Here is a 26,547-nt window from a genome sequence, read left to right as displayed (position 1 = left end):
GCCTCAAACATCTTATGAAAAAAATTGTAAGGGTCATTTGTACATTATTACCCGGTTTTGTGGGATGTATAGACTATGCCTATGCAGATCCTAAACTCAAACAACCTACGGCTAGCAAAGCTTTGGTATTCATTCATACAACCGGTACCGTTCAGGATGCGAAAGGCATGCCTCTGGTAGGGGTGAGCGTGGCCATCAAGGGAACTAGTTCCGGTACTGTTACCGATGCAAAAGGGGTGTTCCGACTGAACCTGCCTACGGGTGAGGAGACCTTGATTTTCAGTAGCGTGGGCTATAAAACGCTGGAAGTAGCCGTAGCCAAACGGACGAACCTTCTGGTACAAATGGAAGATAATGATGCCGCACTCGACGAAGTTGTGGTAGTAGGGTACGGTACGCAGAAAAAGGTAAGTCTGACGGGGGCTGTTGCTCCGGTAGACATGAAAGCCATTCAGCAACTGCCAGTGGGTAGCTTGTCGGCGGCTTTGCAGGGCCAGTTGCCGGGCGTAAACGTCTCGGGGGGAACCGGACGGCCCGGCGATAATGGCGGGATAACTGTTCGGAACCCGATTGTACTGGCTAAAGATGGAGGAACGGTACGTCCCCTTTACGTCATTGATAACGTCGTTCGTACGGAAGATGATTTTAATGTACTGGATGCTTCGGAAGTAGAAGCCATTTCGGTACTGAAAGATGCCGCCGCTGCCATTTACGGTGCCCGTTCCAATCAGGGGGTGGTCGTAGTAGCCACCAAACGCGGAAAAGCGGGGGCTCCGAAAGTTAATTACAGCGGTTCCATTGGTTTTACGGATGCCATTCGTCTGCCCTCGATGATGAATGGGTATGAGCAGGCCACGTATCTGAACGATTATTACCGCACGCAGGGAAAACCAGCCAATGATCCGCTTTACTATACGCAGGACGAACTAGACCATTTTCGCAACAACAATTACAACTGGCTGGAAATGGCCTGGAAACCCGCAACACTAACCCGCCACGCGGTGAACGTCAGCGGAGGATCGGAGCGGGCTACGTATTACGCCGGGGTATCGTACAATTACCAGAATGCCAACTTCGACAATATCAATGCGAATAAATGGACGTTCCGGGCCAGTACGGACATAAAGGTTACCAAAAACCTGAGAGCCGGATTTATCCTGAGTGGAGACTTGTCGCAGCGTCGGATGTACTACCTGAAGCAGGGTGGAGAAAACGCCGAAAATGATAGGCGGGGGTTATTGTACACCTCTCAGTTCAATCCCCCGTACGTTAACGGTCTGCCCGTACTGCAACCCGGCGGCAACCAGAACAACCTGGAGTCGTTCCACTTTTTCGAAATTCAGCGGTCCGACAACTACACGGCGACCCGAAATACGGGCCTGAATGTGATGGCTAACCTGGAGTACGACATCCCCTTTATCAAAGGATTAAAGGCTCGGGTGTTGTATAGCAAAACCATGGACAACTCCTTCGGAAAGCAGTACGGTACCCGCTACAATGTCTATAACTTCAGTATGCTGGGCGAGCATCGGCACATCGTAGGCGGTGACATTGTGGGTAATCCAATTCCGTTGAAAAATGGCGACCAGATTCGTCTGAATCCGGGTTACGTGGATAGCTATCAGTTCAATGGCTACCTGAATTATGATCGCCAGTTTGGCAAACATCACGTGTCGGGGATTGCCTTTTTTGAGCAGTCGGAACGACATACGGATATGCTGGCCGGTTTGCGGGAAAACCCCATCATTGGCGGCTTAGACAACATGCGTTACGCCACGGGTGCCCAGACCGCCGAAGAAACCGAAACCGAGGCTGGAACACTGTCGTACGCCGGACGGATCAATTACAATTACGACGATAAGTACCTGGCCGAAGTAGCCCTGCGGTACGATGGTTCGACCAACTTTGCCCCCGAATATCGCTGGGGTTTCTTCCCTTCCCTGTCCCTGGGCTGGGTGCTGTCCGAAGAGCCCTTCTTTAAAAATGGTGTATCCTTTGTCGAATTTCTGAAAATCCGTGGATCCGTAGGTCTATCCGGTGGAGACGCTACCAAGCCCTACAACTGGTTGAACAGCTACTCCATTCAGGTGGGAAAAGGTGCCGTATTCGGTGGGAATAGCGATCGTCCCCTGGGAGTCGTGCCCAACAACATCATGGCTAACCGGGGCATTCGCTGGGATGACAATATGAAGTACAACGCCGGGATCGATGCTCAGTTTTTCAGAAACCGACTGTCGTTTTCGCTGGATGGCTTTTACGATCACCGCTACAACATGCTGACGGCCCTGTCTTCTTCCGTACCGCTGACGGTGGGGGCGACGTTGCCTTCCGAAAACTTCTCGATTGTCAATGGCTTTGGCTTCGAACTTTCATTGGGGTATTCGGACAAAATCAACAAAGACTGGTCGTATAAAATTAACACCTTCCTGGCCTGGAGTGATAACAAACGCATGCGGGTGGACGTGGAACGCGGCAAGCTGGGTACCTACGAAGACCCTACTGGCCGCTCAACCGATATGGGCTTACAGGGCTACGTGTACGAAGGCATGTTCCGTTCGCAGGAAGAAGTGGATCGGTACCTGGAAGCCAATCCCGGTTATACCATCTTCGGCGTCGTTCCGAAACCCGGAATGCTGTATTACAAAGACATTCGCGGTCCCAAAGATGCTTCGGGCCAGTTTACGGCACCCGATGGAAAAATCACGAAAGACGTGGATATGGACTTTCTGACGCCCAAGGAAGATAACCACTACAGCTTTGGTTTCAACGTAAGCACGACGTATAAATCCTTTACGCTGGCCGCAGTGATGGGGGGTAGCTTTGGTGGACAGGCCATGGTAGAAGGCTCCGCTCGTTCCCGGGCCCGTCCCACGGTAAACCGCCCTTCTTTCTGGACGGATCACTGGACGCCAGAAAACCCGAACGCTGCGTATCCCGATCCGTTCTACGAAGATTCGTACAGTGTGGCTTCGGCGTTCTGGTTTAGAAATTCCTTCAGCTTCGCCATGCGAAACCTGAATATCAACTACGCCTTACCCGCTCCTGTAGCTAAAAATATGGGAATCAGTAGCATGAGCGTGTTTCTGGTAGCGATCAACCCGATCAATTTTTACAATCCCTACACGTATAAAACGTATCAGGGAGCTTACGATTCCTATCCGACCATCCGGTCGTTTTCGCTGGGTCTGAATGTGGGTTTTTAATTGACGAACGAAATGAAAGGTATACATAAACTGATGGTGGCGGGTAGTCTGCTGGGTTTGATGACCAGCTGCGAGAAAGCTCTGGATAAAACCGACCTGGGTTCCACGCCGCCGGAACTGATTTACAACGATTCCACGCTGACGAACCTGAGCCTGAACTACCTCTACGATCAGAACCTACCCACCTGGGGCGGGACCTGGGGGACGTCCAGTAACTTATCAGACGAGTCTTACGGAGAAAGTAAATACTTTGAAGGAACCATTCAACCGAATGACGTAGCCGATTTTGGAACGGCCCTGAGCAATACCAACAACTACGCCAAAATCCGGCAGTTGAATATGTTTCTGGAAGAGGTCAGCAAAGGAGCCCTGCAACCGTCCACCAAAAACCGCATGAAAGCTCAGGCTTTCTTTTTCCGGGCCTGGCGGTATTTCGATCTGGTACGGATCTACGGGGGCGTACCCCTGATCTTAACGCCGCAGTATGCGGTAGGGGTAGAGGCCAAGGAAGGAACCTTTGTTCCCCGGAATACGACGACGGAAACCTATACACAGATTACGGCTGACCTGGATTCGGCGATGCGGTACCTGCCCAACACCTGGAATACCTCGGATTGGGGTCGGATTACGAAAGGAGCCGCCGCGGCCCTCAAGGCTCGGGTGCTGTTGTACGCGGCTAGTCCGCAGTTCAACCCCGGCGACGTCAAGAGCAAGTGGCAGGCGGCGTATGATGCCAGCGTACAGGCCAACGCGATTCTGACGGCCAGTGGTTACAAACTGAACGATTCATTTGATCAGCTATGGTTCCAGGAAGTGAATAATCCGGAAGCCGTTTTCATTACGGGTTTTAATACAAACTCGGGCGGTCAGTTGAACAAAAATAACGGATACGACAACTCGACCCGGCCCTCCTACACGGGCACGGGCGGTGGCTCGAACCAGCCTTCCTGGGAATTGGTCAAAGCTTTCCCGATGCTGGATGGTAAGAAGCCCGGCGAATCGTCGAAGTACGCGTATTCGGATACGCTATTCTACAAAAACCGGGATCCTCGTTTTGGAAAAACCATTGCCTACAACGGTGCCACTTGGCCCTTAAATGGTAATACAAACTACCGGCTCTGGACGTATTTTGCCGGCGGAAAAACCGTCGAGCAACGGGCTAGTAACACGGGTTTTTACACGCGGAAAGCCATTAACCCCAGCCTTGCGATTGGTGAAGTACAATTCGCGGGTACGGACTGGATGGAAATTCGCTTTGCCGAAGTGCTGCTGAATCTGGCGGAAAGTGCGGTAGGGGCAGACCGACTCGACGACGCCTACACGCAATTGAAAGCCATTCGGAAACGGGCCGGGATCGAAGCCGGTACCAATGGTTTGTACGGATTAAAGGAAAACATGACCCGGGCTGAGCTCTTTGAGGCCATTCTGCACGAACGGCAGATTGAGTTTGCCTTCGAAGGAAAGCGTTTCTGGGATCTGCGACGCTGGAAACTGATCGAAAAAACGCTGAACGGTAAACGTCGTACCGGAGTAATTATTAACCTGAAAACGACGGGCGTTCCCGCTGATTTCGCGACTACTCGTAATGACGTCAACTTGGACGAGGCGTATCGAAAATACTTTACGATCTCTTTCAAGGATATGGATACGCGGTATACGATCAACTGGAAGCCGGAATATTACTTCTTCGCCATTCCGCAGTCGGCGATTGATAATAACCCGAGACTCATCCAGAATAATACCTGGGGCGGATCTTTCGATCCGGTTCAGTAGGAAGAAATTTCAACAAGAACAAACAACCCGGAAGCCTCAGGCTTTCGGGTTGTTTGTTTAGAGGGCTTGTATGGAGGAGGCTTTCCGGGTTACGGTGCATGGCATAGGGGGACAAAGGATTTTACCCCTTTCCCGGATTTATAATTTCGTGAATTAAAAATTCACAACAGATGGGTTCCTGATTACAAATCAGGAACAGCGAGAACAGCAAAGGAATATGAGTTAGTAGAGACTAACCCCGGAGGGGTTTAAGTTGATTAGCCATGGGTTACACCCATGGACATCATTAAGGCTTCATGATTGCTCCATAGAGTGTACAACTAGCAATTTTTTTGCATAAAATAGCTCCACGCTGAAAACGAAGCAACCGCTTTTAATAAATTCACCCACTACTTGACTTACACGAATTCCCCAAGGATATGAAAACACTTCTTCGGCATGTCTTGATCCTATCGGTACTAAGCGTCCCTACGGCGTATGGTCAACTAACGAACTATCAGGTTTGGAACGGGCAGAGCAATGGTCAGCTCGTCTTACGTCGCTGGCAACAGGAAGGAAAAAATTATTACTGGATGGTCAATCCGAAAACGCTGGAAACCTCCATCGCACCGGACGTGGTCGTACAGCCGCTGGAACCGCAGGCTGTTTCCCGTACCATTGCAGGTACGGCCTACGGTCGGGCGTTGAAGCAGGAGCAGTTGCGGGAAGGACCTTTACAGGACGCCGGTATTGAGCGTACGAACGTCAATGAAAAAGGCTTTAGCCTGACGATGGATTTATGTCCTTCTCACAAACCCTTAACCCGTTCCGTATTCGAAGACTTAATCGCTGCCTTCGAGCCCGAAGAGAAACCCATCCCGCTTACCATCACCATCACCGGACTCTGGATTCAAACCCACGAAGATGACCTGGAATGGCTGAAAACCCTCGAAAAACGCGGTGACTTACGCATCACCTGGGTGAACCATTCCTTTCACCACTACTTCAATCCGAAGCTACCCCTGACCCGCAATTTCCTGTTAAAAAACGGGACAAACATTCAGGATGAAGTGCTACTGAATGAACAGGCCATGATTACCCACGGATTACTGCCTTCCATCTTCTTTCGTTTTCCTGGACTAATTTCTGACCGATCCATTTTTGATGAAATCCTCAAGCTGGGTTTGTTACCGCTCGGAAGCGACGCCTGGCTGGCGAAGGGGCAATTGCCCCAGAACGGGAGTATCGTTCTCATTCATCCGAACGGCAACGAACCCATCGGTATAGCCGATTTTGTGAAACTGGTGAAAAGCAAAGCCTCCTCGATTCGTAAAAAAGATTGGCTGCTGTATGATTTGCCCGCCAGTCTGTCAAAATGAATCGTTTACTCCACACTCAACGCGTACACGGCAAAGGAGGCCAGCCAGTGTTCACCACCGTAATTGCCCGCCGCCACGTGTGGCAAAGTCTTGCTGAGGTGTTCGCTAGCACTGTCGAGTAGTAGCTGACGACGCTTATCCTGTTTCGGCAAGGCGGAAGCAATGCCCTTCATGCACCAGGCCCGGCTCAGGCAAAGACCATCGAGGTGAACGATGGAGTAATCCGTACGGTCGCTTACGAAAGGAAGCTTGGTCACCGTGTTCAGACTTTCCTTGCTTAAGTAGCGATCGAACCAACCGATAAAATCCTTGGCCGGTAAAACCCGACGCATCAGGTCGCAGACTTCCAGCGAAGGCGAAAGGAAATCCGTACCGTCGGGTTCCTGATAACCCGGTGCATTGGTATTGCCGCCGTAGTAATCTTTGCTTCGCTGAATGATCAGTTTTTCAAACGCCGTATCCTTGACGGTTCGGGCGTAATCCAAGGCAAACACCAAACCAAAGGCCGTATTGGGGTGCACGCCCGTGCGATTGGGGTAGGTTTGTTTGGGCAGAAAGTTTTTCCAGAGCGTCAGGATTTTGGCCGTGAGCGGCTGAAGATTCTGGTGCCAGACTTTGGCCTGCGGGTCGTTCCAGGTTTGCAACTCTTCGTCCAGCTTCAGCAACCAGGCCCAGCCGTAAGTACGTTCAAAGCCTTTCGCCAATTTGTAGGTATCGAAATACGCCGCTTCTGCCTGCAAGCGTGAGGCCTGAAAACTCGAATCCAGTACGGCTCGAATAGCCGACTGCTCGGGCAAGGTTGGAAACGTTTTCAGCAATCGTACGAGCATCCAGTGTCCGTGTACGGAGGAATGCCAATCCAGACAACCGTAGAAGGAAGGGTGTAATTGCTGAGGCGTTAGTTGGAGATCCGACTCAAATTCGTACGTATGATTGGGCTTGTTGGGGAGTACCTGCGTGATACAATGCAGGGGTAGGCTCGCTAAATGGGAAGCCTGAGCTTCGGTTAAAGAAGGGGTCTGAGCCAGCACCTGACCACTCATCGCTAGACCGGCCAGGAAGATACCGTATTTCATTGCGTTCATTGAGGAAAAGAAACGGGCCCCAAAAGCGGTTGCCCGGATTCGTTACAAGTTATCACCGTAACGAATCCGGGCAATGCGGCAATGAATAAAATCAGATCGTTGAAGGTAAAAATGGTTGTCGGTTGAACGTTTTGCGACTGGCTACGCCACTCATCCGGTCCTCACACATAGGCGGACGAGCGTAAAAAACTAACGAGAAGCTTTTGCGGACTGGGTAGTTGGTGGCGTTTGTTGAGCTGCCTGAGCGTTACGATTGGGTTTATAAATAGCACCCGTGGCAAAATCAACAATGAGTCCCGGCCAGAATAAAATAATATCGGCAATCAGGGCACCGGTACGAACGGCTCGTTGGGGTTCACCCGCTCCCGGTTTCCGTCGTTGATGATCGGTGATGCGTCCGCCAAAAACGGTGGCACAACTGCTCAGCGAGCCGGTAAGCGTAAGGGCACACAGTCCCAGTACAAGGTACTTTTTGAGGGCTTTCATGGTAAACAAAACAATTTCAGGTTGAAGGAAACAGGGGGATAATCTCCGGTTCAAATCTCTTGAAGTGGCGGCCTTTCAGGGAGATTTTTGCCAGCGACTTTACAAAAGTGGCTCTATACCCTCGGCCATTCCAGAACAAGCCGAACCAGATGCCAGCAATACGGACTGAAGTGTATAAAACGGAGAATGAACCGTAGAAGCTACGGAGGCTAAGAAAGCAAAAACCCCGGATCCATTCCTGTTTAGGTAATGGATCCGGGGTTCTAAAAAAAAAAACGAAATAGGACTATACCCAGTCTACGCCCTTGCGTAACCAGGCCAGCGTCTGAGCTTCGGCACTGCCCGGCTCGGGGTGATGATCGTATTCCCAGCGGGCCAGGGGAGGTAAACTCATGAGAATGGATTCCGTACGACCGTTGGTTTCCAAACCAAATTTGGTACCCCGGTCATGGACCAGATTAAACTCGACGTACCGACCCCGCCGCAGGAGCTGCCAGTCGCGTTGAGCTTCGGTATAGGGTTCATCCCGGTGTTTTAACATCAGGCTGGTATAAATCGGAGCGAATGATTCGCCAATGGCTTTCGTAAATGCAAACAGGTGTTCTTTGCTCTGCGTATCGGAGGGTTTCAAATAATCATAGAAAATTCCCCCAATGCCCCGCGTTTCGTCGCGGTGCGGCGAAAAGAAATAGTCGTCCGCCCAATTCTTAAATTTAGGATAGTACTCCAGCGAAAAACGGTCACAGGCTGCTTTCAATTGCTGATGAAACCAGCGGGCGTCCGCTTCATTGACGTAATGGGGGGTCAGGTCGATGCCCCCGCCAAACCAGCAGCTTCCCGTCGAAAGCTCAAAATACCGGACGTTCATGTGAATGATAGGTACATTCGGATTCACCGGATGTTGTACGATCGAAACGCCCGTTGCAAAGAATTCCGTCCCTTCTTCGACACCCAGAGAAGCCCGCATCTTGGGATGGATTTCACCCGATACCGCGGAAAAACCTACGCCTCCTTTTTCGAGTACGGCTCCATCGGCAATGACCCGCGAGCGACCGCCGCCGCCGCCGGGACGTTCCCAGTGATCTTCCCGGAACTGGGCCTTCCCATCGGCTTTTTCCAGCTCCTGGCAGATGTGATCCTGTAATCCCTTGAAGTACTCGGAAATCTGATGTTTATCAATCATGCGTTTAATTAAAATTCAGGGTACTGTCGGGCCGGGGCTCCACGATGGGGGGAGCAAAGAGATCTTCCAGCGAATCATTTTCAAAGTAATTCGTAGTATCACTTTGAATCGGAGCGTACCAAGTCTGGCAGGATTTATATTCCTTCGTAACAATCAGGTTCAACTCCTGTTCGGTCGGGAACGGTTTAAGCGTATACGCCCCGCTATTCAGAATACGCAGCATGAAATCCTTGTAAATGGGCAGGGCCGTTTGAGCCCCTTCCCCGCGTCGACCTTTAAAGTGAATACTTCGGTCATCGCCCCCGACCCAGACGCCCGTTACCAAATCGGTCGTTACGCCCATGAACCAGCCGTCGGAATAGTTGGATGTGGTACCCGTCTTACCCCCAAAAGAATCGTACAGCGTCTGCCGCGATACGCCTTTAGGATTGAATTGCCAGAGCAGTCGCGATGAAGTACCACCACCCGTGATACCGCCTTGCAACATGTTACGCAACAGGAAAGCTGATTCCGGACGAATTACCTGCGTGCGGTTTTTCACGGCGGTATCTTTGAAGTCGGCCAGTACTTCGCCATCGCGATCTTCAATGCGGATGACGAGTTGCGGCTCAATCCGGAACCCACCGTTGAGGAACGTAGCGTAGGCCTGCACCATTTCGTACAAAGACACATCCTCCGAACCCAGACCTACCGAAGGAACGGGCTGAATCCGGCTCTTGATTCCCAGCTTATGGGCGTACATGGCTACCGTATCGGGCGTAACCAGATCCGTTACCTGGGCGGCCACCGAGTTGATGGAACGGGCCATGGCTTCGCGTAACGTCATGTCACGATAGGTGAAATAGCCTTCCGCATTTTGGGGGGACCATTTTTTGACTTCGCCCTTTTCCTCGTATACTTTCGTAAAAGGCTGATCTTTCACCTGATAACAGGGACTCAAATTCCGGGGGCCATCAATCGCCGAGCAGTACATAATCGGCTTAAAGGTCGATCCCGGCTGACGTTTGGCCTGCCGTACGTGATCGTACTTGAAATAATTGTAGTCCAAACCACCTACCCAGGCCTTGATGTAGCCCGTTTGGGGATCCATGGCGAACATGCCCGCCTGTAACATCCGTTTGTAGTACGACAGAGAATCTAGTGAGGAAAACTCCTGTTCGGTCCGGGTAATCTGCGGTTCGTCGTCGGTCCGGGCTTTGTCATTCCAGGCAAAAACGCGTACCGGATGCTTTCTATTTTTCAGGTAATACCAGACAGAATCGGGCTGATTAGGGTACCGTTTGGCCAGGGCCTTGTAGGCTTCCGTGCGTTTCGCTGCGGAGTCCAGGAAGTTAGGGATTTCCTGACCATTCTCGTAAATCCAGGGATTACGTGAGCCCCAGTGTCCTTTGAATTCCCGCTGGGTTTTCCGCATGTTGCTAACCAATGCCTTGATGGCATCCGACTGCATGCGGGAGTCGATCGTCGTGTAGATTTTCAGACCATCGGTGTACAAATCAACGCGTTCGTCGTTGGCTTCGGCCCACTTGGCTACGGCTTCGGCAATGTATTTCTTGAAATAGCCTTCGTAACCCACGGCTTCTTCTTCCTGCAGTGCTTTTTCGCGGTCGGTACGCACGCCCAGATCAAGGCCTGCGATGGAATCCGACTGAGCGGCGGTCAGGTAACCGTACTTGGCCATTTGAGCGAGTACTACGTTCCGGCGTTCTTTGGATCGTTCCGGATTCAGGAACGGGTTATAAGTGGTCGTTGCTTTCTGAAGTCCCACCAGTACCGCACCTTCCTGCACACTCAAATCCTGGGGTTGCTTGCCAAAATATACGCGGGCCGCCGTCCGGATTCCGTAGGTGTTGGAACCAAAATCGACCGTATTGAAGTACATCAGCAAAATGTCCTGTTTGGAGTATTGCCGTTCGAGTTTCATGGCCGTAAGCCATTCCTTCGACTTAATGACAAATAGACCCAAAACCGGAATGGAGCCGAGCAAACCTTTACGGCCAATGCCCTGCTTCTTACGAATCTTAAAGAGGTTTTTCGCGACTTGTTGGGTAATGGTCGAACCACCCCCGCGTTGATTACGCGTGAGAACTCCGTATGCCACACGACCCATAGCCGGCCAGTCAATACCGCCGTGCTCATAAAAGCGGGCATCTTCGGTAGCAATCAGGGCATCGACGATGTGTTTGGGAAGTTCATCGAAGTTCCGTACGGGCGTACGGTTTTCGGTGAAGAAGCGACCGATGGGTTTACCATCCGCCGTGTAAATTTCGGAGGCTACGGCCAGGTCAGGGTTGGCGAGTTCTTCGGTACTGGGCGTTTCGCCGGTGAGGTACAGGAAGTTCGTTTCCAGTACAAACCAGTAGACCAACAGCAGTACGACGAGATTGATACCAAAACTGGCAATGCGGCCCGGCCAGGGATGTTTCCGGCGGAATGCTCGATACGGAGCCCGAACCCGGTGTAACCAAAAGTCGGATACGTTGGTTTCGAAGCGTACATAGGGCTGTCCGATGATTCGTGCCAGCAGCATACGAATCAGACTCCAGAGCTTACTAAAGATCCAGACGAAGGGAAACGTAATGATTTTCCAGAGCGTACTGAAAAAGACGCGTATTTTTTTCATGCGTGCGTAATAGACCTGCCAATGGGCGGATGGGGCGAAGTTAAACACTTCCCAGCAAAAAATAAGCCCTTCCGATATTAACTCGGAAGGGCTTATTTTTATTTTATTCGCCAGGGGCGTTGATTTTCTTAGGCTTCAGCAGGGCTGCAAAATTCTTCGAAAACCATTTCCAGGTGCTGAGCAATCACTTCAGCGGGACGACCTTCAATGTGGTGACGCTCGACGAAGTGTACCAATTCACCGTCTTTGAACAACGCAATCGCGGGTGAACTGGGGGGATAAGGTAACGTGTACTCCCGAACTTTCGCTGTAGCTTCCATATCCACACCTGCAAAAACCGTCGCTAAACGATCAGGTTTGAACTGAGAGTTATTCACTGCGTATTTCACACCGGGACGAGCCGTGCGGGCCGAGCAACCACATACGGAGTTGATGAATACCAGCGTAGTACCTTCTTCGGCTTCTGCCATCGTTTGGTCTACTTCCTGAGCCGTGTGTAATTCTTTGAAACCACCTTCCGCGATATCCATTCGCATCGGTAGTACTAATTCAGCAGGGTACATTGACATTGCTTGATGATTTATTAAGTGATTAGACTTTTATTGGTTGATCGTTGCTGGTTGTTTGTTAATGGTTGTTACTAGTTGCCTGATTTACTAACAACAAACAACCTAAAACTATAAACCATGCTACATGAATCCTAACTCCAATTTGGCGACGTCGGACATCATGTCCTGACTGTAGGGAGGATCGAAGGTCAATTCCACGGATACGTCGGATACGCCTTCGATTTCGCGTACTCGCTGTTCTACTTCTCCCGGAATTTCACCCGCGGAAGGACAAGCCGGAGAAGTGAGCGTCATGAGTACATAAACATTATTAACCGGAAAGATTTTAATGTCATAAATCAGACCCAGCTCATAGACATCCACAGGAATTTCAGGGTCATATACGGTTTTCAGGGCAGCTACTACCTTGTCCCGTAATTCGGATTCAGTCATTTTTAGTTTTCAGTTTATGGTTTTCAGTTTTCAGTAGCTTGCGTTTCAGTTTTCTCGTATAAACTGAAAACTGCCAACCGAAAACTGAAGACTAATCAGTTCTTCTGTAAGGCACTAAACGCCAGACCGTAGGTTTTCATTTGCTTGACCATGGAGGCCAGACCGTTGGAGCGAGTTTGGGCCAGGTGTTGCTGTAAACCTACTTTTTCCATGAAGTACAGATCGGAATTGACGATTTCATCGGGTGTATGACCCGAGTATACCCGCACCAGCATAGAAATCAGACCTTTGACGATAATTGCGTCGGAGTCAGCCGTAAAGATAACCCGGTCGCCCTGCAGTTCTGCGTGGAGCCATACCCGGCTCTGACAGCCTTTGATGATATGATCCTCAGTCTTATACTGCTCGTCCAGAGGCGTCAGTTTTTTGCCGAGGTCAATGATGTATTCGTATTTCCCTTCCCAATCGTCGAACAATTCAAACTCTTCGATGATCTCGTCCTGGGTTTCGTTAATCGTCATATCTGGTAGTTGTTGGTTGATAGTGGTTGGTAGTTTTAAGTTGATCGAATCAGTGGAAACCATCAACGAACAACCAATAACCATCAACTAAGTTACGCCATGAGCTTTTTCACTCGCTGCAAACCGGCGACTAATTTATCGATTTCTTCCATCGTGTTGTACATCGCAAACGAGGCACGAGTCGTTCCAAGAATGCAGAAACGGTCCATAACGGGTTGCGTACAGTGGTGACCCGTCCGCACGGCAATGCCCTGCTGATCGAGAATGATACCAATGTCCTGATGGTGCACACCTTCCAGTACGAAAGACAGTACCGAAATCTTTTCCTTCGCCTGACCAATCAGCCGAATGCCGTCTATCTGACCAATCTGCTCGGTCGCGTATTGTAACAACTGATGTTCGTAAGCCGCGATGTTCGGTTTGCCAATCTTGGTGATGTAGTCAATCGCCGCTTTTAGGGCTACGACATCGGCGATATTGGGGGTACCGGCTTCGAATTTGTAGGGCAGATCGTTATACGTCGTTTTCTCGAACGTTACTTCCTTGATCATTTCCCCGCCGCCCATGTACGGAGGCATGGCTTCAAGTAAAGCCCGTTTTCCGTACAGTACACCCAGTCCGGTCGGACCATAGATTTTATGAGCCGAAAGAGCGTAGAAATCGACGTCCAGATCCTGCACATCGATGTCAAGGTGGCTACTGGCCTGGGCTCCGTCGATCAGAACCACGGCACCCACCGCGTGAGCTTTGGCAATGATTTCCTTGACGGGGTTGACCGTTCCCAGTGAGTTGGAAGCGTGGTTTACCGCTACAATCTTCGTACGTTCGGAGAGCATACCCTCGAACGTGTAGAGATCGAGTTCACCATTTTCCAGTACGGGAATAGCCCGGATGGTCAAGCCTTTTTCGCCTGCCAGCATTTGCCAGGGGACAATGTTGGAGTGGTGCTCCAATCCGGAAATAATGATTTCGTCGCCTTCTTTGAGAAAGTGCCGTCCGTAGGTCTGAGCCACGAGGTTGATGCTCATGGTTGTACCTGACGTGAAGATGATTTCTTCCGCCGAAGGAGCGTTCAGAAAATCCCGAACGGCCCGACGAGAGGCTTCAAAATCAGCCGTCGCTTTTTCCGCCAGCGTGTGAATACCCCGGTGAATATTGGCATTGTAGCCCCGGTAGTAATTCATCAAGGCTTCAATCACCGGAATCGGCTTTTGCGTAGTCGCGGCGTTATCGAAATAGACCAGCTTACGGCCATTGATTTCCTGATCCAGAATCGGGAAGTCGGCTCGTATGCGTTCGATGTCAAAAGGAATCGTGGAGGTTGTGGTCATCATGGTGGGAATCGTTTCTCCGTCAATCTTAGATATAATCAAGATTTTGGGAAAAGAGTTTCGGTTGGGCGAGGAAACTACGCATTCACTTTCGGAAAAAAGCGAATCTAAAAAAACGACCGAAACGAAGGGTGAATAACACAAGCCATCGTTTCGGTCCGTTTGTTACTGTATACCTGTAGATTATACTTCGCCTACTTTTTTGGCGAGGGCTGTTTCCAGGTACTCGCGAATGGCCGGAATTTTGATTCGTTCGACCACGTCTTCGGCAAAGGCCAGCATCAGCAGAGCCCTTCCTTTTTCTTTGGGAACTCCGCGGGATTGCAGGTAAAAAAGAGCCTCTTCGTCCATCTGACCCGTCGTCGTACCGTGCGAACACTTTACGTCATCGGCGTAGATTTCCAACTGGGGCTTGGTATTCATCGTAGCTTCGGGAGAAGCCAGCACATTCTTACAGCTCTGGTAGGCGTTGGTTTTCTGAGCATCCTCGCGTACGAAGATTTTGCCGTTGAAAACACCCGTAGCCTGATCAAAGATGATGCCTTTGTACAATTCGTTCGAGTACGAATTCGGCATGGCGTGATCAACTAGTGTGTGATTATCGATGTGCTGTCTGCCATTGGGCAGGTACAGACCGTTCAGGTGAGCTTCTACGTGTTCACCGTTCAGTACCAGATTCAGGTTGTTACGTATCCAGCCGCCGTTGAGCGTTACCGTGGTGTCGTGCGTCTGACTGGCCCGGCTATGCTGTACCTGCGTAGTGCCGATGTGATAGGCTTTCTGCGTTTCGTCCTGAACCTTGTAGTGATCAAAATGAGCTTCTTCACCCACGAATGCTTCGGTCACTGTATTGGTAAAGGAAGAAAACTCACCCAGCGTACGGAATGATTCTGCCACTTTCACTTCCGCCCGATCCCCAACAATAATTAGGTTACGGAGCTGGATGGCTACATTCTCGGTACGGGCGTCGGAAATGAAACGAAGAATAATCGGCGTTTCAACCACCTTACCTTTGGGTACGTAAATAAACGCTCCATTCTGAGCAAACGCCGTATTCAGAGCCGTGAAGGCATCTTTGGAATCATCGGCGTACTGAGCAAAATGTTTTTCTACCAGTTCGGGATACTTTTTGTATCCTTCGGTGAAGGGCAGAATCTCTACTTCTTCCGACGGCGAAACAATCGTCGAAAGCTGAGGCTGATACTGTCCGTTTATAAAGTAAAGAATATTTCCTGCCAGGTTCGGTATTTGGAGGGAAACCAGATCGTCGTCCGTAATAGAGGCCACCGGCGTAATATTAAATGCCTGATTGACCAGATTTTTGACGTTCGAATATTTCCACTCTTCGTGCTTGATCGTTGGGAATCCCAGTTGCTCAAAATGCATCAGGGCCTGCCGCCGCCGCTGGTGTAGCGAGCTGCGACTTTCGCCGTTCATACGCGTTTCATTCAACTGAAACTCGGCAATCAACTGGGCTTTAAAATCAATCGGAGTAGTCATTAAAGTTGGTGGATCGTCATTCGTAACGAATTCGAATGAATAACACGTTTAGAAATAAACTCGACGAAAGCGTACGCTTGGGCTAGACCAGAGCATCCACTTCTGCCTTGATCCAGTCGTAGCCTTTTTCTTCCAGTTCCAGAGCCAGTTCTTTCGTGCCGGATTTCACGATACGGCCTTTGTAAAGCACGTGTACGAAGTCAGGAACGATGTAATCGAGTAAGCGTTGGTAGTGGGTAACGACAATGAACGAACGCTCCCCATCGCGTAGGGTATTTACGCCTTCGGCCACAATACGCAGGGCATCGATGTCCAGACCGGAATCCGTTTCATCCAGGATGCCCAGTTTGGGTTCGAGCATCGCCATCTGGAATACTTCATTGCGTTTTTTCTCACCGCCGGAAAAGCCTTCGTTGAGTGAACGGCTCAGCAGAGACTGATCGATATTGACCAGTTTCATCTTTTCCTTCATGCGTTTGAGGAAGCTGACGGCATCCAGGGGTTCCTCGCCCCGGTATTTACGAATTTCGTTGAGAGCCGTTTTTAGAAAGTTCGTCGTCGATACGCCGGGAATTTCTACCGGATACTGAAATGCGAGAAAAATGCCTTCTGCGGCCCGTTGTTCGGGAGCTAGTTCCAGCAGATCTTTGCCATCAAAATTGACGGTGCCTCCGGTTACGTCGTAGTCTTCGCGTCCGGCCAGTACGGAGGCCAGCGTACTCTTGCCCGAGCCGTTGGGTCCCATAATGGCGTGAACTTCACCGGGTTTCACTTCGAGATTGATGCCTTTCAGAATCTGCTTCTCTCCAATGGATGCCTGAAGGTTCTCTATTTTAAGCATAGCTGCTATGTCAAGGTAAATGTTTCAAAGTGCAAAGGTACAGGTTCTTCCGCAAAAGAATGCTGTATGTGAAGGGATAACTTGCTTTTCAACGGATTGGTTCTCTTTGGGAAAGGGAAGAAAAAGGGATTTGAATTTTTTTTCTGGGTTTAAACGAAATAGGGCCTGTTTTGGCACGAAAGGCCGAATTTCTTGTTTTTGAAGTGTCCGGTAAGCCTCTATCTTGCGGGCCGAGTAATTGAGTTTTGCGGGAGTAGCGTTCGATTAATGGGTAGATCAAGCCCGTATTTACGGATGCAATCGGCCGACAACCCTCCCGGAGCAAAACCCCAAACAAGTAAACCGTATGCAACCCATTTTTGTCGCCAGTGAAGTAGGCACGCTTCAGCGGCTACTCATTCACAGTCCCGATTCCGGGTTAGGAAAGGTGGTACCTTCCAAAGCTCAGGATTGGCTTTTCGAAGATATCGTCCATCTGGATACTATGCGGAAAGATGAGTACGATTATTACGTAAAAATTCTGCTGTACTTTCTGGATCCGGAAAAAGTAAAGGGAAAGATTGCCCAGATTGACGCCGATCCGAAACGTTCCTTCTATAAACCCGATCACCCGGAGTATTTCAATTCCGACAAAGTCATTGAGTTCCAGAAACTACTGGCCGATATTCTGGAACAGGAAGCCATCAAGACTAAGCTCATTGCGGCTATTTGTGCCGTGGAGCACGAGTGGTACAGCACCCAGGCCGAATTGAATGAGTTATCGCCCGTGGACTTGGCTAAGACGCTAATTTCGGGTACCACGCCGAGTGGAGAAATGCTCTTTTCTCCCGTACCCAATCTTATTTTTACGCGGGATATTGGCATTACCATCAATGACCATTTGTTGTTGAATAAACCAGCCAAACAGGCCCGTACCCGCGAAGCTCTGCTGGCTCAGTACCTCTTTTATACGCACCCGATTTTTGAACCCTTACGCGGAAAAATCATCGAGTTGCCCGACAATGAGTTGTACTTTCTCCTGCCCGACAACGAGAAAAATTACAACAAAACCACGCTCGAAGGTGGGGATGTGATGATGGTGGCTCCGAATCACCTCGTCATTGGGGTATCGGAGCGAACGACCGTTTTCGCGGCCCAGCAATCGATCAAGATTCTGTTTGAAAAAAATGTAGTTGATAAAATTACAGTCGTCCGGATTCCCTTCAAGCGGGATTACATGCACCTGGATACGGTCTGTACGCAGGTAAAGAAAAACGTCTGGGTCGTGCTCGGCTCGCTACTGAAACAGGGTCGGCACGCGGAGGATCAGATTGACCCGACCATGAGCGGACTTATTCCGCCCAAAGCGGACGAAGATGTGAAGATTGTTCAGTTCTATAAAGATGGTACTTCGCCCAAAGAACTCGCTAGTCTGGAGGAACTGCTCACGCAGATTAGCGTAGAAGACCTGGGCTGTCGCGAAGAGGAGGTTACCTTTATTTTTTCAGGAAATAACGAGTTTCCCTACGGAGCCCGCGAGCAGTGGACCGACTCTTGTAACCTGTTAGCACTAAAAGAAGGCGTAGTGATTGGCTACGACCGGAACGATAAAACACTGGAAGCGTTTCGGCAAAAGGGCTTTCGGATTATTCGGGCCGCGGATCTGATTCAGGAATTTGAAAAAGGCCTCAGCTCGCCTGAAACCCTGACGGACACGTTTATTTTGTTGCCCAGTGCCGAATTATCCCGGGCTCGCGGCGGCTCACACTGCATGTCGATGCCCATTTTAAGAACGTAGTAAACCTAGTACCTGAAACGTGCCTTTCTGTATTACAGGCAAACTCAAACCATGAGAACACAGTCCACCTCTAATTTATTAATGATCCGGCCCGTACGCTTCGGGTTCAACGAACAGACGGCTTCGTCTAACGCCTTTCAGAGTCTAAGCGTAGCCGACCAGACCAAGGCCATTGCTCAGGCGAAAGCCCTCGAAGAATTCGACGAAATGGTACGGCTACTACGGGCCAAAGGAATGAACGTACTAGTAATTGATGATACAGAGGAACCGCATACGCCCGATTCCATTTTCCCGAACAACTGGGTCAGTTTTCACTTCAACGGAACGGTCATTACGTATCCCATGCAAGCGGAAAACCGCCGACTCGAACGCCGGGAAGATATTCTGCGTACCATCGAAGAGCAGTTCTACATCAATCGTCGCGTGGACCTAACGGCGTTTGAAAATGAAGGGAAATTTCTGGAAGGAACGGGTTCGATGGTGCTGGATCGCAAGTATAAAATTGCGTATGCCTGCCTCTCGCCCCGGACGCACGAAGAAGTACTGGATGCCTTTGCTCTACAAATGAACTACGAGGTGGTCAAGTTCAATGCGGAAGATGAAATGGGGCGACCCGTTTATCATACCAATGTCCTCATGTGCATTGGCGATCTGTTCGCCGTCGTTTGTCTGGACGCCATTCCGGATCCGGATGAAAAGTTTATGGTACGCAGTTCGCTCGAAACCTCGGGGCGGCAGGTCGTTGAAATCTCGCTGGAACAGATGAAGCACTTTGCGGGGAATATGCTGCAGGTACGCACAACCAAAGGTGAACAGGTGCTGATGATGTCTACGAAGGCCTACGAAAGTCTGACCGCCCGGCAAATTGATTCGCTGGATGATTACTGCCAGATTTTACATACCGACTTAAGCATCATTGAAGGTAACGGGGGTGGCTCGGCCCGCTGCATGATTGCCGAAATTCACCTGCCGATGAAGTATTGATTCAGAATAGTCTCGAGTGTTTACGTATCTTCCCGAAAGCTTCCGGTTTTCGGGAAGTTTTGTTTAGGTTCCCCGCATGGGATACGGGGCTAATGACATGGAACCCCTTCAGGGTTGGGGTGTTCGATTATAGCGGGGGAACGGAAGGCGGTATACCTGGTACAAGTTTCCAAACTTGTATCTATCATGGAGCAGTTTCCAACGGCCTTCAACGCAACTAATAAAATTACTGGTACGAATTTTCTGCCTAAGAAACTAGATAGGATGGTTGTGTAAACCCAGGCTCAAAAAGGGCGGTCTCATCGTCCAAATCGTCCGTATAAATTAAGAACCTAAACCTAACTACATGCATCTCTATACCCAACCCATGCTTACTCCAGGAACATTAACGGGCAAAACCATTCTGGTGACGGGCGGTGGTACTGGCCTGGGCAAATCCATGGCTCGGGAGTTTCTTCGGCTGGGAGCGAATGTTACGATTTGTTCCCGCAAACAGGCAGTTATCGAAACGACGGCCCAGGAATTGATGGAAACTACCGGTGGGCAGGTACTTGCCGTACCCTGTGATGTTCGGCAATATGATCAAATCGAAAACGTACTCAGCCAAACGCTCGAACGCTTTGGTCGACTCGATGGACTTGTCAACAACGCGGCGGGTAATTTCATTAGTCCAACCGAACGGTTAAGTGCCAAAGCCTTCGAAACCGTCATCGGTATTGTTCTACAGGGGTCGGTGAATTTTACGCTGGCGGCGGGCAAGCACTGGATCGAGCAAAATCAGCCGGGAACCATCCTGAGTATCATCACCAGCTACGCCTTTACGGGTACGGGCTATACCGTACCTTCGGCCGTATCCAAAGCAGGCGTTCGTATCCTGACGCGTTCGCTGGCGGTGGAGTGGGCCCGGCATGGGATACGTCTTAATAACATCGCTCCCGGACCTTTTCCCACCAAGGGAGCCTGGGACCGACTCGTTCCCGAACCTGTTGCCGAGTTATTGAAACCCGAAAGCCGCGTACCGCTGGGAAGACTCGGTGATCATCAGGAGCTGGCGAATCTGGCCGCGTACCTGATGTCGGACTATTCGGCCTATGTCACCGGCCAGGATTTTACGATCGATGGCGGCGAGTGGCTGAAAGGGGCCGGGCAGTTTAGTGCTCTGGAGGCGATTCCGGATGACACATGGGACGAAATCGAACAAGCCATTCGACGTACTACTAAGGGGTAGTTGTTGGTTGTTTGTTAATGGTTGTTGGTGATTAATTATGTTTTTGTCCAAAGAAGTTCTTAGTTACAAGACAACAACTAACACCCAACAATTTTAGTGTTTTTGGCCTACGCAATCGGTTGAAAATCAACAGCAATCAACCAACAACTAATAACAATCAATTAAACTAACTAACCGGCGTGAAGCTCATCTTCGGCTGCTTCAAAGCGTTGTCAATGATCTTTATTTCTAGATTGAGAATGCCTACTTCGGACTTAAAATCGATTTTTTCTACGTCGTCGGTGGGTTTGTGATAATCATCGTGGCCACCCGTGTGGAAGAACAAAACGGGAATCTGTTTGGCGTAAAACGCGGCGTTATCCGATCCGCCATTGCCCGCCCGATCCGTAAAGAACTTTACCGAAGCGTCTACGCCTTCAAATACTTTGGCCCAGGTATCGCTCGTACCCACGCCACCGACGCCCACGCCACGATCGGGGTTGTACCGACCAATCATGTCCATACAAACCATGAAATTGAGTTGATCCAGCGGTACGGTTGGGTTAGCCAGAAAATAGCGGGAACCTTGCAAGCCCAGTTCTTCGGCCCCGAAAGCAATGAACAAAAAGTTGTATTCTTCTTTTACCCCGTTCTGAGCGTAGTACCGAGCCAGTTCCAGTAAGCCCGCTACACCCGAGGCATTATCGTCGGCTCCATTATGAATTTTTCCTTCCGGATTTTTTTCCAGCGAGCTGCCCTGACGACCCATACCGAGGTGATCGTAATGAGCACCAATGACAATGGTATGCGGAGCCCGATTATTGAGAAACCCGATTACATTTTTTGCTTTTCTCAGGCTGTCCGGTACAACGACTCGCTTCACTTTGGCCGTAAAGGGCTGCCAGTAGCCTTCGGAGCCCATCGGTAGCAGACCAAGTTTGCGAAATTCTTTGGTGATGTACTGAGCGGCTTTATCGTTTTCCCGGCTGCCTGTACCCCGGCCTTTCATCTGGTCAGAAGCCAGCGTACGGATATGACTGGAAATGCGTTCGACCGAAGGAAGGTAGTCCTGAGCAAAGAGCGGAGCGGAACTGAACAGGCAGAGCAGAGCAAAGAGTTTTTTCACGGGAATGAGACGTTACGTACAAACTTCAAAAGTAGCCACGATTGAGAGGTCGAGCCACGCTTTTTTTTCATTTTGAAAATTTCATCCTATCAAAGTGGAAAGGCGAAGGTAGTACTGCTTTGAATAATTGGCTGACGATCAGCTTTTTCGGAAAAAGGCTGATCGGCTGGTACTGGTTTGGTATCCAGAAAGGCAAAACTTACCTGAAGTATGGAAATACGCAATGCCGATCTGGTTCCGCTGGTGCGGACCCGGGTACCCGAAGCTCAGGGCGATCTGGCGAGGATTTCGCCCGAACTAGGCCCTTGTAAAGTGATGGCTCTGCTGAGCGAGCTGACGCATCGATTTGCGGACCACCACGATTTTATCGCCGTCAAACATTGTTTTGTAGCCGCGGATGAACTGCTCGCTGACGGTAGCCATCAGATTAGAAACGCGGTTTGTGCCAATTACGTATACGGTCTGGCCTCATTGCTCGACCGACACGATGAAAGTGCGGAAGTGCTCATTCACCTCATGCCTTTACAATTACGTAGTGAATACATTCGACAGATTTCCAATTCGCTGCCCTAAGGTCATGAAAGAAGCGTTTAAAATTGAAGTAGCCTCGGCCCGGCACGCCGCCTTCGCCGACACAATCTGTATCGCCATGAAGGAAAGTGCCGAGGCTCGGGGTACAGGTATTGGCGAACGTTCGCCAGAGTACATCCGGACCAAAATGCAGGAGCACGAAGGTATCGTAGCGACGTATGCCGATGGCACCTGGGCCGGTTTCTGTTACTGGGATGTGTACGAAGAGGGTAAGTTCGTTTCCAATTCCGGCCTCATCGTCGCTCCGGAATTTCGGGGCATGAAACTGGCCGAGAAACTCAAACGGAAGCTGTTTCGGCTGTGCCGAAAACTATTTCCGCAGGCTAAAATCTTTGGAATCACTACCGGGACGGCGGTCATGAAAGTAAATTCCCGACTGGGCTTCCAACCTGTAGCCTTCGAGGCTCTGCCGCACGATGGCCGCTTCTGGAAAGGATGTCAGGCCTGTAAGAACCACGACGTTCTGGATCGGACGGAAGGACGCTACTGCTTATGTACAGGAATGGTGTTCGATCCGGCCACTAAAAAAGATTGATGTCCTCCTGGTAAGAAATAACCTAATACCCCAGAGGGGTTCAACCTGAATAGCCTGGGATGCAATCCCAGGAAAAATTGGATGGGGTATCCGCTTTCGTTTACTTCACAAAGTCTAATACAGCCTTTCGATACGCTTCCAGATCCTGTACGTGCGGAATATGACCTACGCCGGGCAGGGCTACGAGCTTGCTGCCCGGTATTTGCTGCTGCGTACGCTTTCCCAAGGCTGGGTACTGGCCATACTGATTCACCCGATCTTTGGACACCCGGTTCTTGCCCACAATGGTGCGGTCTTCCTGACCAATAATCAGTAAGGTCGGTACGCGGATGTTCTTGAACTCATAACAAATCGGCTGTTCGTAAATCATCTGATAGGTGAGGGCATTCACCCAGGCAATCTGTTTGAATCGTGGGTCTTTCAGAGCGGCAGCCTGCACCTGTACCCATTCTTCGTACGCGGGTTTCCACTGCGGATAATAACTCTGCTGGTACTTCTTGTACGATTCGTACGTGGCGGCAAGTTCGTTCTGGTAAGCGTCGTCGAGGGGTAGGTAAGGGACAATGGTGCGGTAATCTTCCAGCCCGATTGGATTTTCCAGAATCAGTTCGCGTACCGTTTCCGGATACATCAGCGTAAACCGAGTCGCCAGCATACCGCCCATCGAGTGAGCAATGAGGGTGACTTTATCAATACCGAGCGAATCCAGCAACCGTTTGTTATGAGTGGCCAGAGCATGAAAACTGTAATGCAGATCCGGAAAATCGGATTTGCCCCAACCCACCTGATCGGGTACAATCACGCGGTAACCAGCGTTTTGCAGAAAAGCAATAACATCCCGCCAGTACACGCCATTGAAGTTCTTTCCGTGAAAAAGTAGGGCCGTTTTAGCGTTAATTTTGCCCACAGGCGGTACGTCCATGTAGGCCATCCGAAACGTTTTCTGCTCCTGATGGAGGCTAACGGTTTGAACTGGGTACGGATATTCAACCGACTGAGCGACAGTCAATGAAGCAAACCGTACCAGAATAAACAGAAATAGAAGTACGCGAATCAGTTTCATAATTACGATAAGAAAGACCGCTTTAACTAGAACAAGGCGAGTATCAAACACGAAAAGAAATATTCCAATCCCCGGAAATAAATCAGTAATTCACGGCCTAATCAAAACAAAGATCTGACCTTTCGATTATTGCTAGAGAAACGTTAACCCCTTCAACCGGTCTGTATGAAACGATTGTACCTACTACTCATTAGCTTCTGTACCACGCTTGCCAGTTTAGCTCAACAGCCCTCAAAAGCCCTGGAAACCTGGAAGAATGACAAGTATTCGATGTTCATTCACTGGGGGGTGTACTCCGTTTTAGGCGGCGTATGGGAAGGCAAGCCCGTGTCCAGAGGGTATAGCGAGCAAATTCGGGCTCACGCTGCGGGCCTGTACAGCGATACGTACGAGAACGTCGCCAAAACGTTCGACCCTAAACGCTGGAATCCGGATTCGGTAGCCCTGCTGGCGAAAGCGGCAGGCATGCGTTCCATCGTACTGACCTCAAAGCACCACGACGGCTTTTGCCTGTTCAAATCGGCTTACACGAAATTCAATATGGTGGATGCCACGCCCTATCACCGCGATGTCGTGAAAGAAATGGCCGAGGCTTGTCAGCGGAATGGACTCAAATTTGGGCTATATTTCTCGGTCATCGACTGGCATTTTCCGGCGGCGTACCCCATTTCCAGTAGTAATTCCGATCCGATTCCGGCGGCTCACCACGAATACAACAAAAACCAGATTCGCGAACTGCTCACCAATTACGGACCCATTTCCGAGCTCTGGTTTGACATGGGTTCGCAAACGCCCCAACAAAGTCGCGAGCTGCGGGAGCTGGTTCACCAATTGCAACCCGACTGTATGGTCAGCGGACGACTGGGCAACGAGGCGGGCGATTTCTGCGTCATGGGTGACAATGAATATCCCAACTACAAAATCGCTACGCCCTGGCAAACGCCTGCTTCCATCTACGACGAAACCTGGGGGTACCGTTCCTGGCAGGAGCACGGTTCGGTGGATGACAAGGCCCGCGAAAAACTGGCTAGTTTACTGAAAGTGGTCAGTCGCGGTGGAAATTATCTGTTGAATATCGGTCCCCGGGGCGATGGCTCCGTCGTGGCGTTTGAGCAGGACGTACTACTAAAAATCGGTAAGTGGCTCCGGCAGAATGGAGAGGCGGTATACGCTACCAGCCCTGATCCCTTTCCTACGCCTTTTAAATGGGGGGAAGTAACGGCTTCGGGAACGAATAAACTGTACCTGTCGCTGCTGCAAATGCCCACCAGCCGTACCATCACGCTGCCCAATATTACCGGAGCGGTCAAGATCATTCACGTACTGGGACAGCCGCAACAAACGGCTTCGTACAAGCGAACGGGGAACAACATTCAAATCATGTTACCGGCGGAAATCAAATCGGTGAAAGACGTTCCGGTACTCATGCTGGAATTTGCGAACGGCTATAACGTACCGCCTGCCCGCGTACTGACGGTAGATCCAACGCAGAAAACGGTAGTACTCCAGCACGACAATGCCGAACATCACTACAGCATGGGTGGCGTGGACTATAATACGTATTACCGAACGGTCGTGAAAGATTCCTGGCAGATCGATCTGCCCAAAGCCATATCGGTAAGCCCTACGGTAGTGTTTACCGAAGAAGAAAAAGGCCGTAGTATTGATTTGCAGGTCAATGGTGAATCGCAACCCGTTATTCTGGATGAAGCAGAAGAAGTGCCTATTCCGCAGACGGGCAAACTGACCTGGGGACCGATTTATCTGAATCAGGTGGCCAATACCGGCATTGGCTGGACGAGCGTCATTCCCATTGATCCTTCGCGAAGCTGGTCCGCCAGTGGAAAACCCTGGCAGGCGACGGATTGGAAGAAAGGCGAGGCTCATCAGCTACCCGCTCAGCCTTCCCAAAGCTGGTTTATACTACAGGAAATTACGGCGGATAAAGCTCAGCCCGTACTGGTAGACATCAGAAGTGGGGATGCCGTAGGGGTCTGGCTGAACGGACAACCGCTGTTACTGCACAACAACCCCGAGAAAACGGATTCGACGCGGGATGTAGTGTTACTAAAAATACGGCCCGGAACCAACCAGTTGCTGGTTAAACTCTACAACCGCTACCACGATCAGGTACCCGTTTTCATCAGCGATCAGGTGCCGCAGGTCATGTACCGTAAACGCCTCCAGCGGATAAAACTCGAACCGAGTAATACGCTAAGCTGGCAATTACACGAGCCGCCCACGCCGCACCGGGATTTACAACTACCCAATCTTTCCCTGGAATGGAAAGCTAAATAATGAGAAAGAGACGCGATCTCCAGGTCGCGTCTTTTTCTCATTTATACTGGATAGTAGCCTT

Annotated in this window: 21 protein-coding genes; 9 read left to right on the top strand and 12 right to left on the bottom strand. The window is 50.3% G+C overall.

Annotation, left to right across the window (positions count from 1 at the left end):
• Positions 1-14: 14 nt before the first annotated feature.
• From ACOJTG_RS20275 to ACOJTG_RS20265, 3 genes are all read left to right on the top strand, one after another.
• On the top strand, positions 15-3,203 hold the full coding sequence (locus ACOJTG_RS20275; protein ID WP_420155483.1) for a SusC/RagA family TonB-linked outer membrane protein: 3,189 nt from the start codon (positions 15-17) through the stop codon (positions 3,201-3,203).
• A gap of 12 nt (positions 3,204-3,215) precedes the next feature.
• The gene (locus tag ACOJTG_RS20270) at positions 3,216-4,976 is read left to right on the top strand and encodes a RagB/SusD family nutrient uptake outer membrane protein (protein ID WP_420155482.1); all 1,761 of its coding nucleotides are present in this window, start codon (positions 3,216-3,218) and stop codon (positions 4,974-4,976) included.
• A gap of 419 nt (positions 4,977-5,395) precedes the next feature.
• Positions 5,396-6,334 carry a polysaccharide deacetylase family protein gene (locus ACOJTG_RS20265; RefSeq protein ID WP_420155481.1) on the top strand — a complete coding sequence of 313 codons (939 nt, stop codon included), beginning with the start codon at positions 5,396-5,398 and terminating at the stop codon, positions 6,332-6,334.
• 5 nt (positions 6,335-6,339) lie between these two features.
• Here ACOJTG_RS20265 and ACOJTG_RS20260 read toward each other — a convergent pair whose 3' ends face one another.
• From ACOJTG_RS20260 to sufC, 10 genes are all read right to left on the bottom strand, one after another.
• Positions 6,340-7,410: a DUF2891 domain-containing protein gene (locus ACOJTG_RS20260; protein ID WP_420155480.1), complete on the bottom strand. Its 1,071-nt coding sequence runs from the start codon at positions 7,408-7,410 to the stop codon at positions 6,340-6,342.
• A 198-nt stretch (positions 7,411-7,608) separates the two neighbouring features.
• A complete protein-coding gene (locus ACOJTG_RS20255; RefSeq protein ID WP_420155479.1) occupies positions 7,609-7,905 on the bottom strand; it encodes a hypothetical protein in 297 nt (98 codons plus the stop codon).
• A gap of 286 nt (positions 7,906-8,191) precedes the next feature.
• Positions 8,192-9,088, bottom strand: a complete 897-nt coding sequence (gene hemF / locus ACOJTG_RS20250; protein WP_420155478.1) for an oxygen-dependent coproporphyrinogen oxidase — start codon at positions 9,086-9,088, stop codon at positions 8,192-8,194.
• 4 nt (positions 9,089-9,092) lie between these two features.
• A complete protein-coding gene (locus ACOJTG_RS20245) occupies positions 9,093-11,711 on the bottom strand; it encodes a penicillin-binding protein 1A (protein WP_420155477.1) in 2,619 nt (872 codons plus the stop codon).
• A 128-nt stretch (positions 11,712-11,839) separates the two neighbouring features.
• Positions 11,840-12,274, bottom strand: a complete 435-nt coding sequence (locus ACOJTG_RS20240) for a BrxA/BrxB family bacilliredoxin (protein ID WP_102201566.1) — start codon at positions 12,272-12,274, stop codon at positions 11,840-11,842.
• A 126-nt stretch (positions 12,275-12,400) separates the two neighbouring features.
• Positions 12,401-12,712 (bottom strand): SUF system Fe-S cluster assembly protein, encoded by a 312-nt coding sequence (locus ACOJTG_RS20235; RefSeq protein ID WP_094808761.1) that lies wholly within the window; start codon positions 12,710-12,712, stop codon positions 12,401-12,403.
• Between the two features lie 95 nt (positions 12,713-12,807).
• Entirely contained in the window at positions 12,808-13,233 is a 426-nt protein-coding gene (locus ACOJTG_RS20230) for a SufE family protein (protein ID WP_104710366.1), read from the bottom strand.
• A 92-nt stretch (positions 13,234-13,325) separates the two neighbouring features.
• Entirely contained in the window at positions 13,326-14,567 is a 1,242-nt protein-coding gene (locus ACOJTG_RS20225) for a SufS family cysteine desulfurase (protein WP_420155476.1), read from the bottom strand.
• A 180-nt stretch (positions 14,568-14,747) separates the two neighbouring features.
• Positions 14,748-16,064 (bottom strand): Fe-S cluster assembly protein SufD, encoded by a 1,317-nt coding sequence (gene sufD / locus ACOJTG_RS20220; RefSeq protein WP_420155475.1) that lies wholly within the window; start codon positions 16,062-16,064, stop codon positions 14,748-14,750.
• 82 nt (positions 16,065-16,146) lie between these two features.
• The gene (gene sufC / locus ACOJTG_RS20215; protein ID WP_420155474.1) at positions 16,147-16,905 is read right to left on the bottom strand and encodes a Fe-S cluster assembly ATPase SufC; all 759 of its coding nucleotides are present in this window, start codon (positions 16,903-16,905) and stop codon (positions 16,147-16,149) included.
• Between the two features lie 346 nt (positions 16,906-17,251).
• Here sufC and ACOJTG_RS20210 point away from each other — a divergent pair, with 346 nt between their 5' ends.
• The 3 genes from ACOJTG_RS20210 to ACOJTG_RS20200 all read left to right on the top strand — a co-directional run bounded on the left by ACOJTG_RS20210 (position 17,252) and on the right by ACOJTG_RS20200 (position 20,894).
• Positions 17,252-18,682, top strand: coding sequence for an arginine deiminase family protein (locus ACOJTG_RS20210; RefSeq protein ID WP_420155473.1), 1,431 nt, complete (start codon positions 17,252-17,254; stop codon positions 18,680-18,682).
• 51 nt (positions 18,683-18,733) lie between these two features.
• The gene (gene ctlX, locus ACOJTG_RS20205; protein WP_420155472.1) at positions 18,734-19,666 is read left to right on the top strand and encodes a citrulline utilization hydrolase CtlX; all 933 of its coding nucleotides are present in this window, start codon (positions 18,734-18,736) and stop codon (positions 19,664-19,666) included.
• A gap of 346 nt (positions 19,667-20,012) precedes the next feature.
• Positions 20,013-20,894, top strand: a complete 882-nt coding sequence (locus tag ACOJTG_RS20200) for an SDR family oxidoreductase (protein WP_420155471.1) — start codon at positions 20,013-20,015, stop codon at positions 20,892-20,894.
• 166 nt (positions 20,895-21,060) lie between these two features.
• On the opposite strand, the gene ACOJTG_RS20195 is transcribed toward ACOJTG_RS20200, so the two are convergent.
• Positions 21,061-21,999: a M20/M25/M40 family metallo-hydrolase gene (locus tag ACOJTG_RS20195; protein WP_420155470.1), complete on the bottom strand. Its 939-nt coding sequence runs from the start codon at positions 21,997-21,999 to the stop codon at positions 21,061-21,063.
• A gap of 210 nt (positions 22,000-22,209) precedes the next feature.
• Here ACOJTG_RS20195 and ACOJTG_RS20190 point away from each other — a divergent pair, with 210 nt between their 5' ends.
• Positions 22,210-22,572, top strand: a complete 363-nt coding sequence (locus ACOJTG_RS20190; RefSeq protein ID WP_104712429.1) for a DUF7674 family protein — start codon at positions 22,210-22,212, stop codon at positions 22,570-22,572.
• Between the two features lie 4 nt (positions 22,573-22,576).
• Positions 22,577-23,125: a GNAT family N-acetyltransferase gene (locus ACOJTG_RS20185; protein WP_420155469.1), complete on the top strand. Its 549-nt coding sequence runs from the start codon at positions 22,577-22,579 to the stop codon at positions 23,123-23,125.
• Between the two features lie 100 nt (positions 23,126-23,225).
• Here the strand turns inward: ACOJTG_RS20185 and ACOJTG_RS20180 are convergent, their stop codons facing one another.
• Positions 23,226-24,188 (bottom strand): alpha/beta fold hydrolase, encoded by a 963-nt coding sequence (locus ACOJTG_RS20180; RefSeq protein WP_420155468.1) that lies wholly within the window; start codon positions 24,186-24,188, stop codon positions 23,226-23,228.
• A 165-nt stretch (positions 24,189-24,353) separates the two neighbouring features.
• On the opposite strand from ACOJTG_RS20180, the gene ACOJTG_RS20175 reads away from it, so the two are divergent.
• Positions 24,354-26,486 carry an alpha-L-fucosidase gene (locus ACOJTG_RS20175; RefSeq protein WP_420155467.1) on the top strand — a complete coding sequence of 711 codons (2,133 nt, stop codon included), beginning with the start codon at positions 24,354-24,356 and terminating at the stop codon, positions 26,484-26,486.
• Positions 26,487-26,547 lie beyond the last annotated feature (61 nt).

Source organism: Siphonobacter sp., from assembly GCF_048595215.1.
In the GTDB taxonomy this organism is placed as follows: Bacteria; Bacteroidota; Bacteroidia; order Cytophagales; family Spirosomataceae; genus Siphonobacter.
This window is presented reverse-complemented; position numbering and strand designations above follow the sequence as displayed.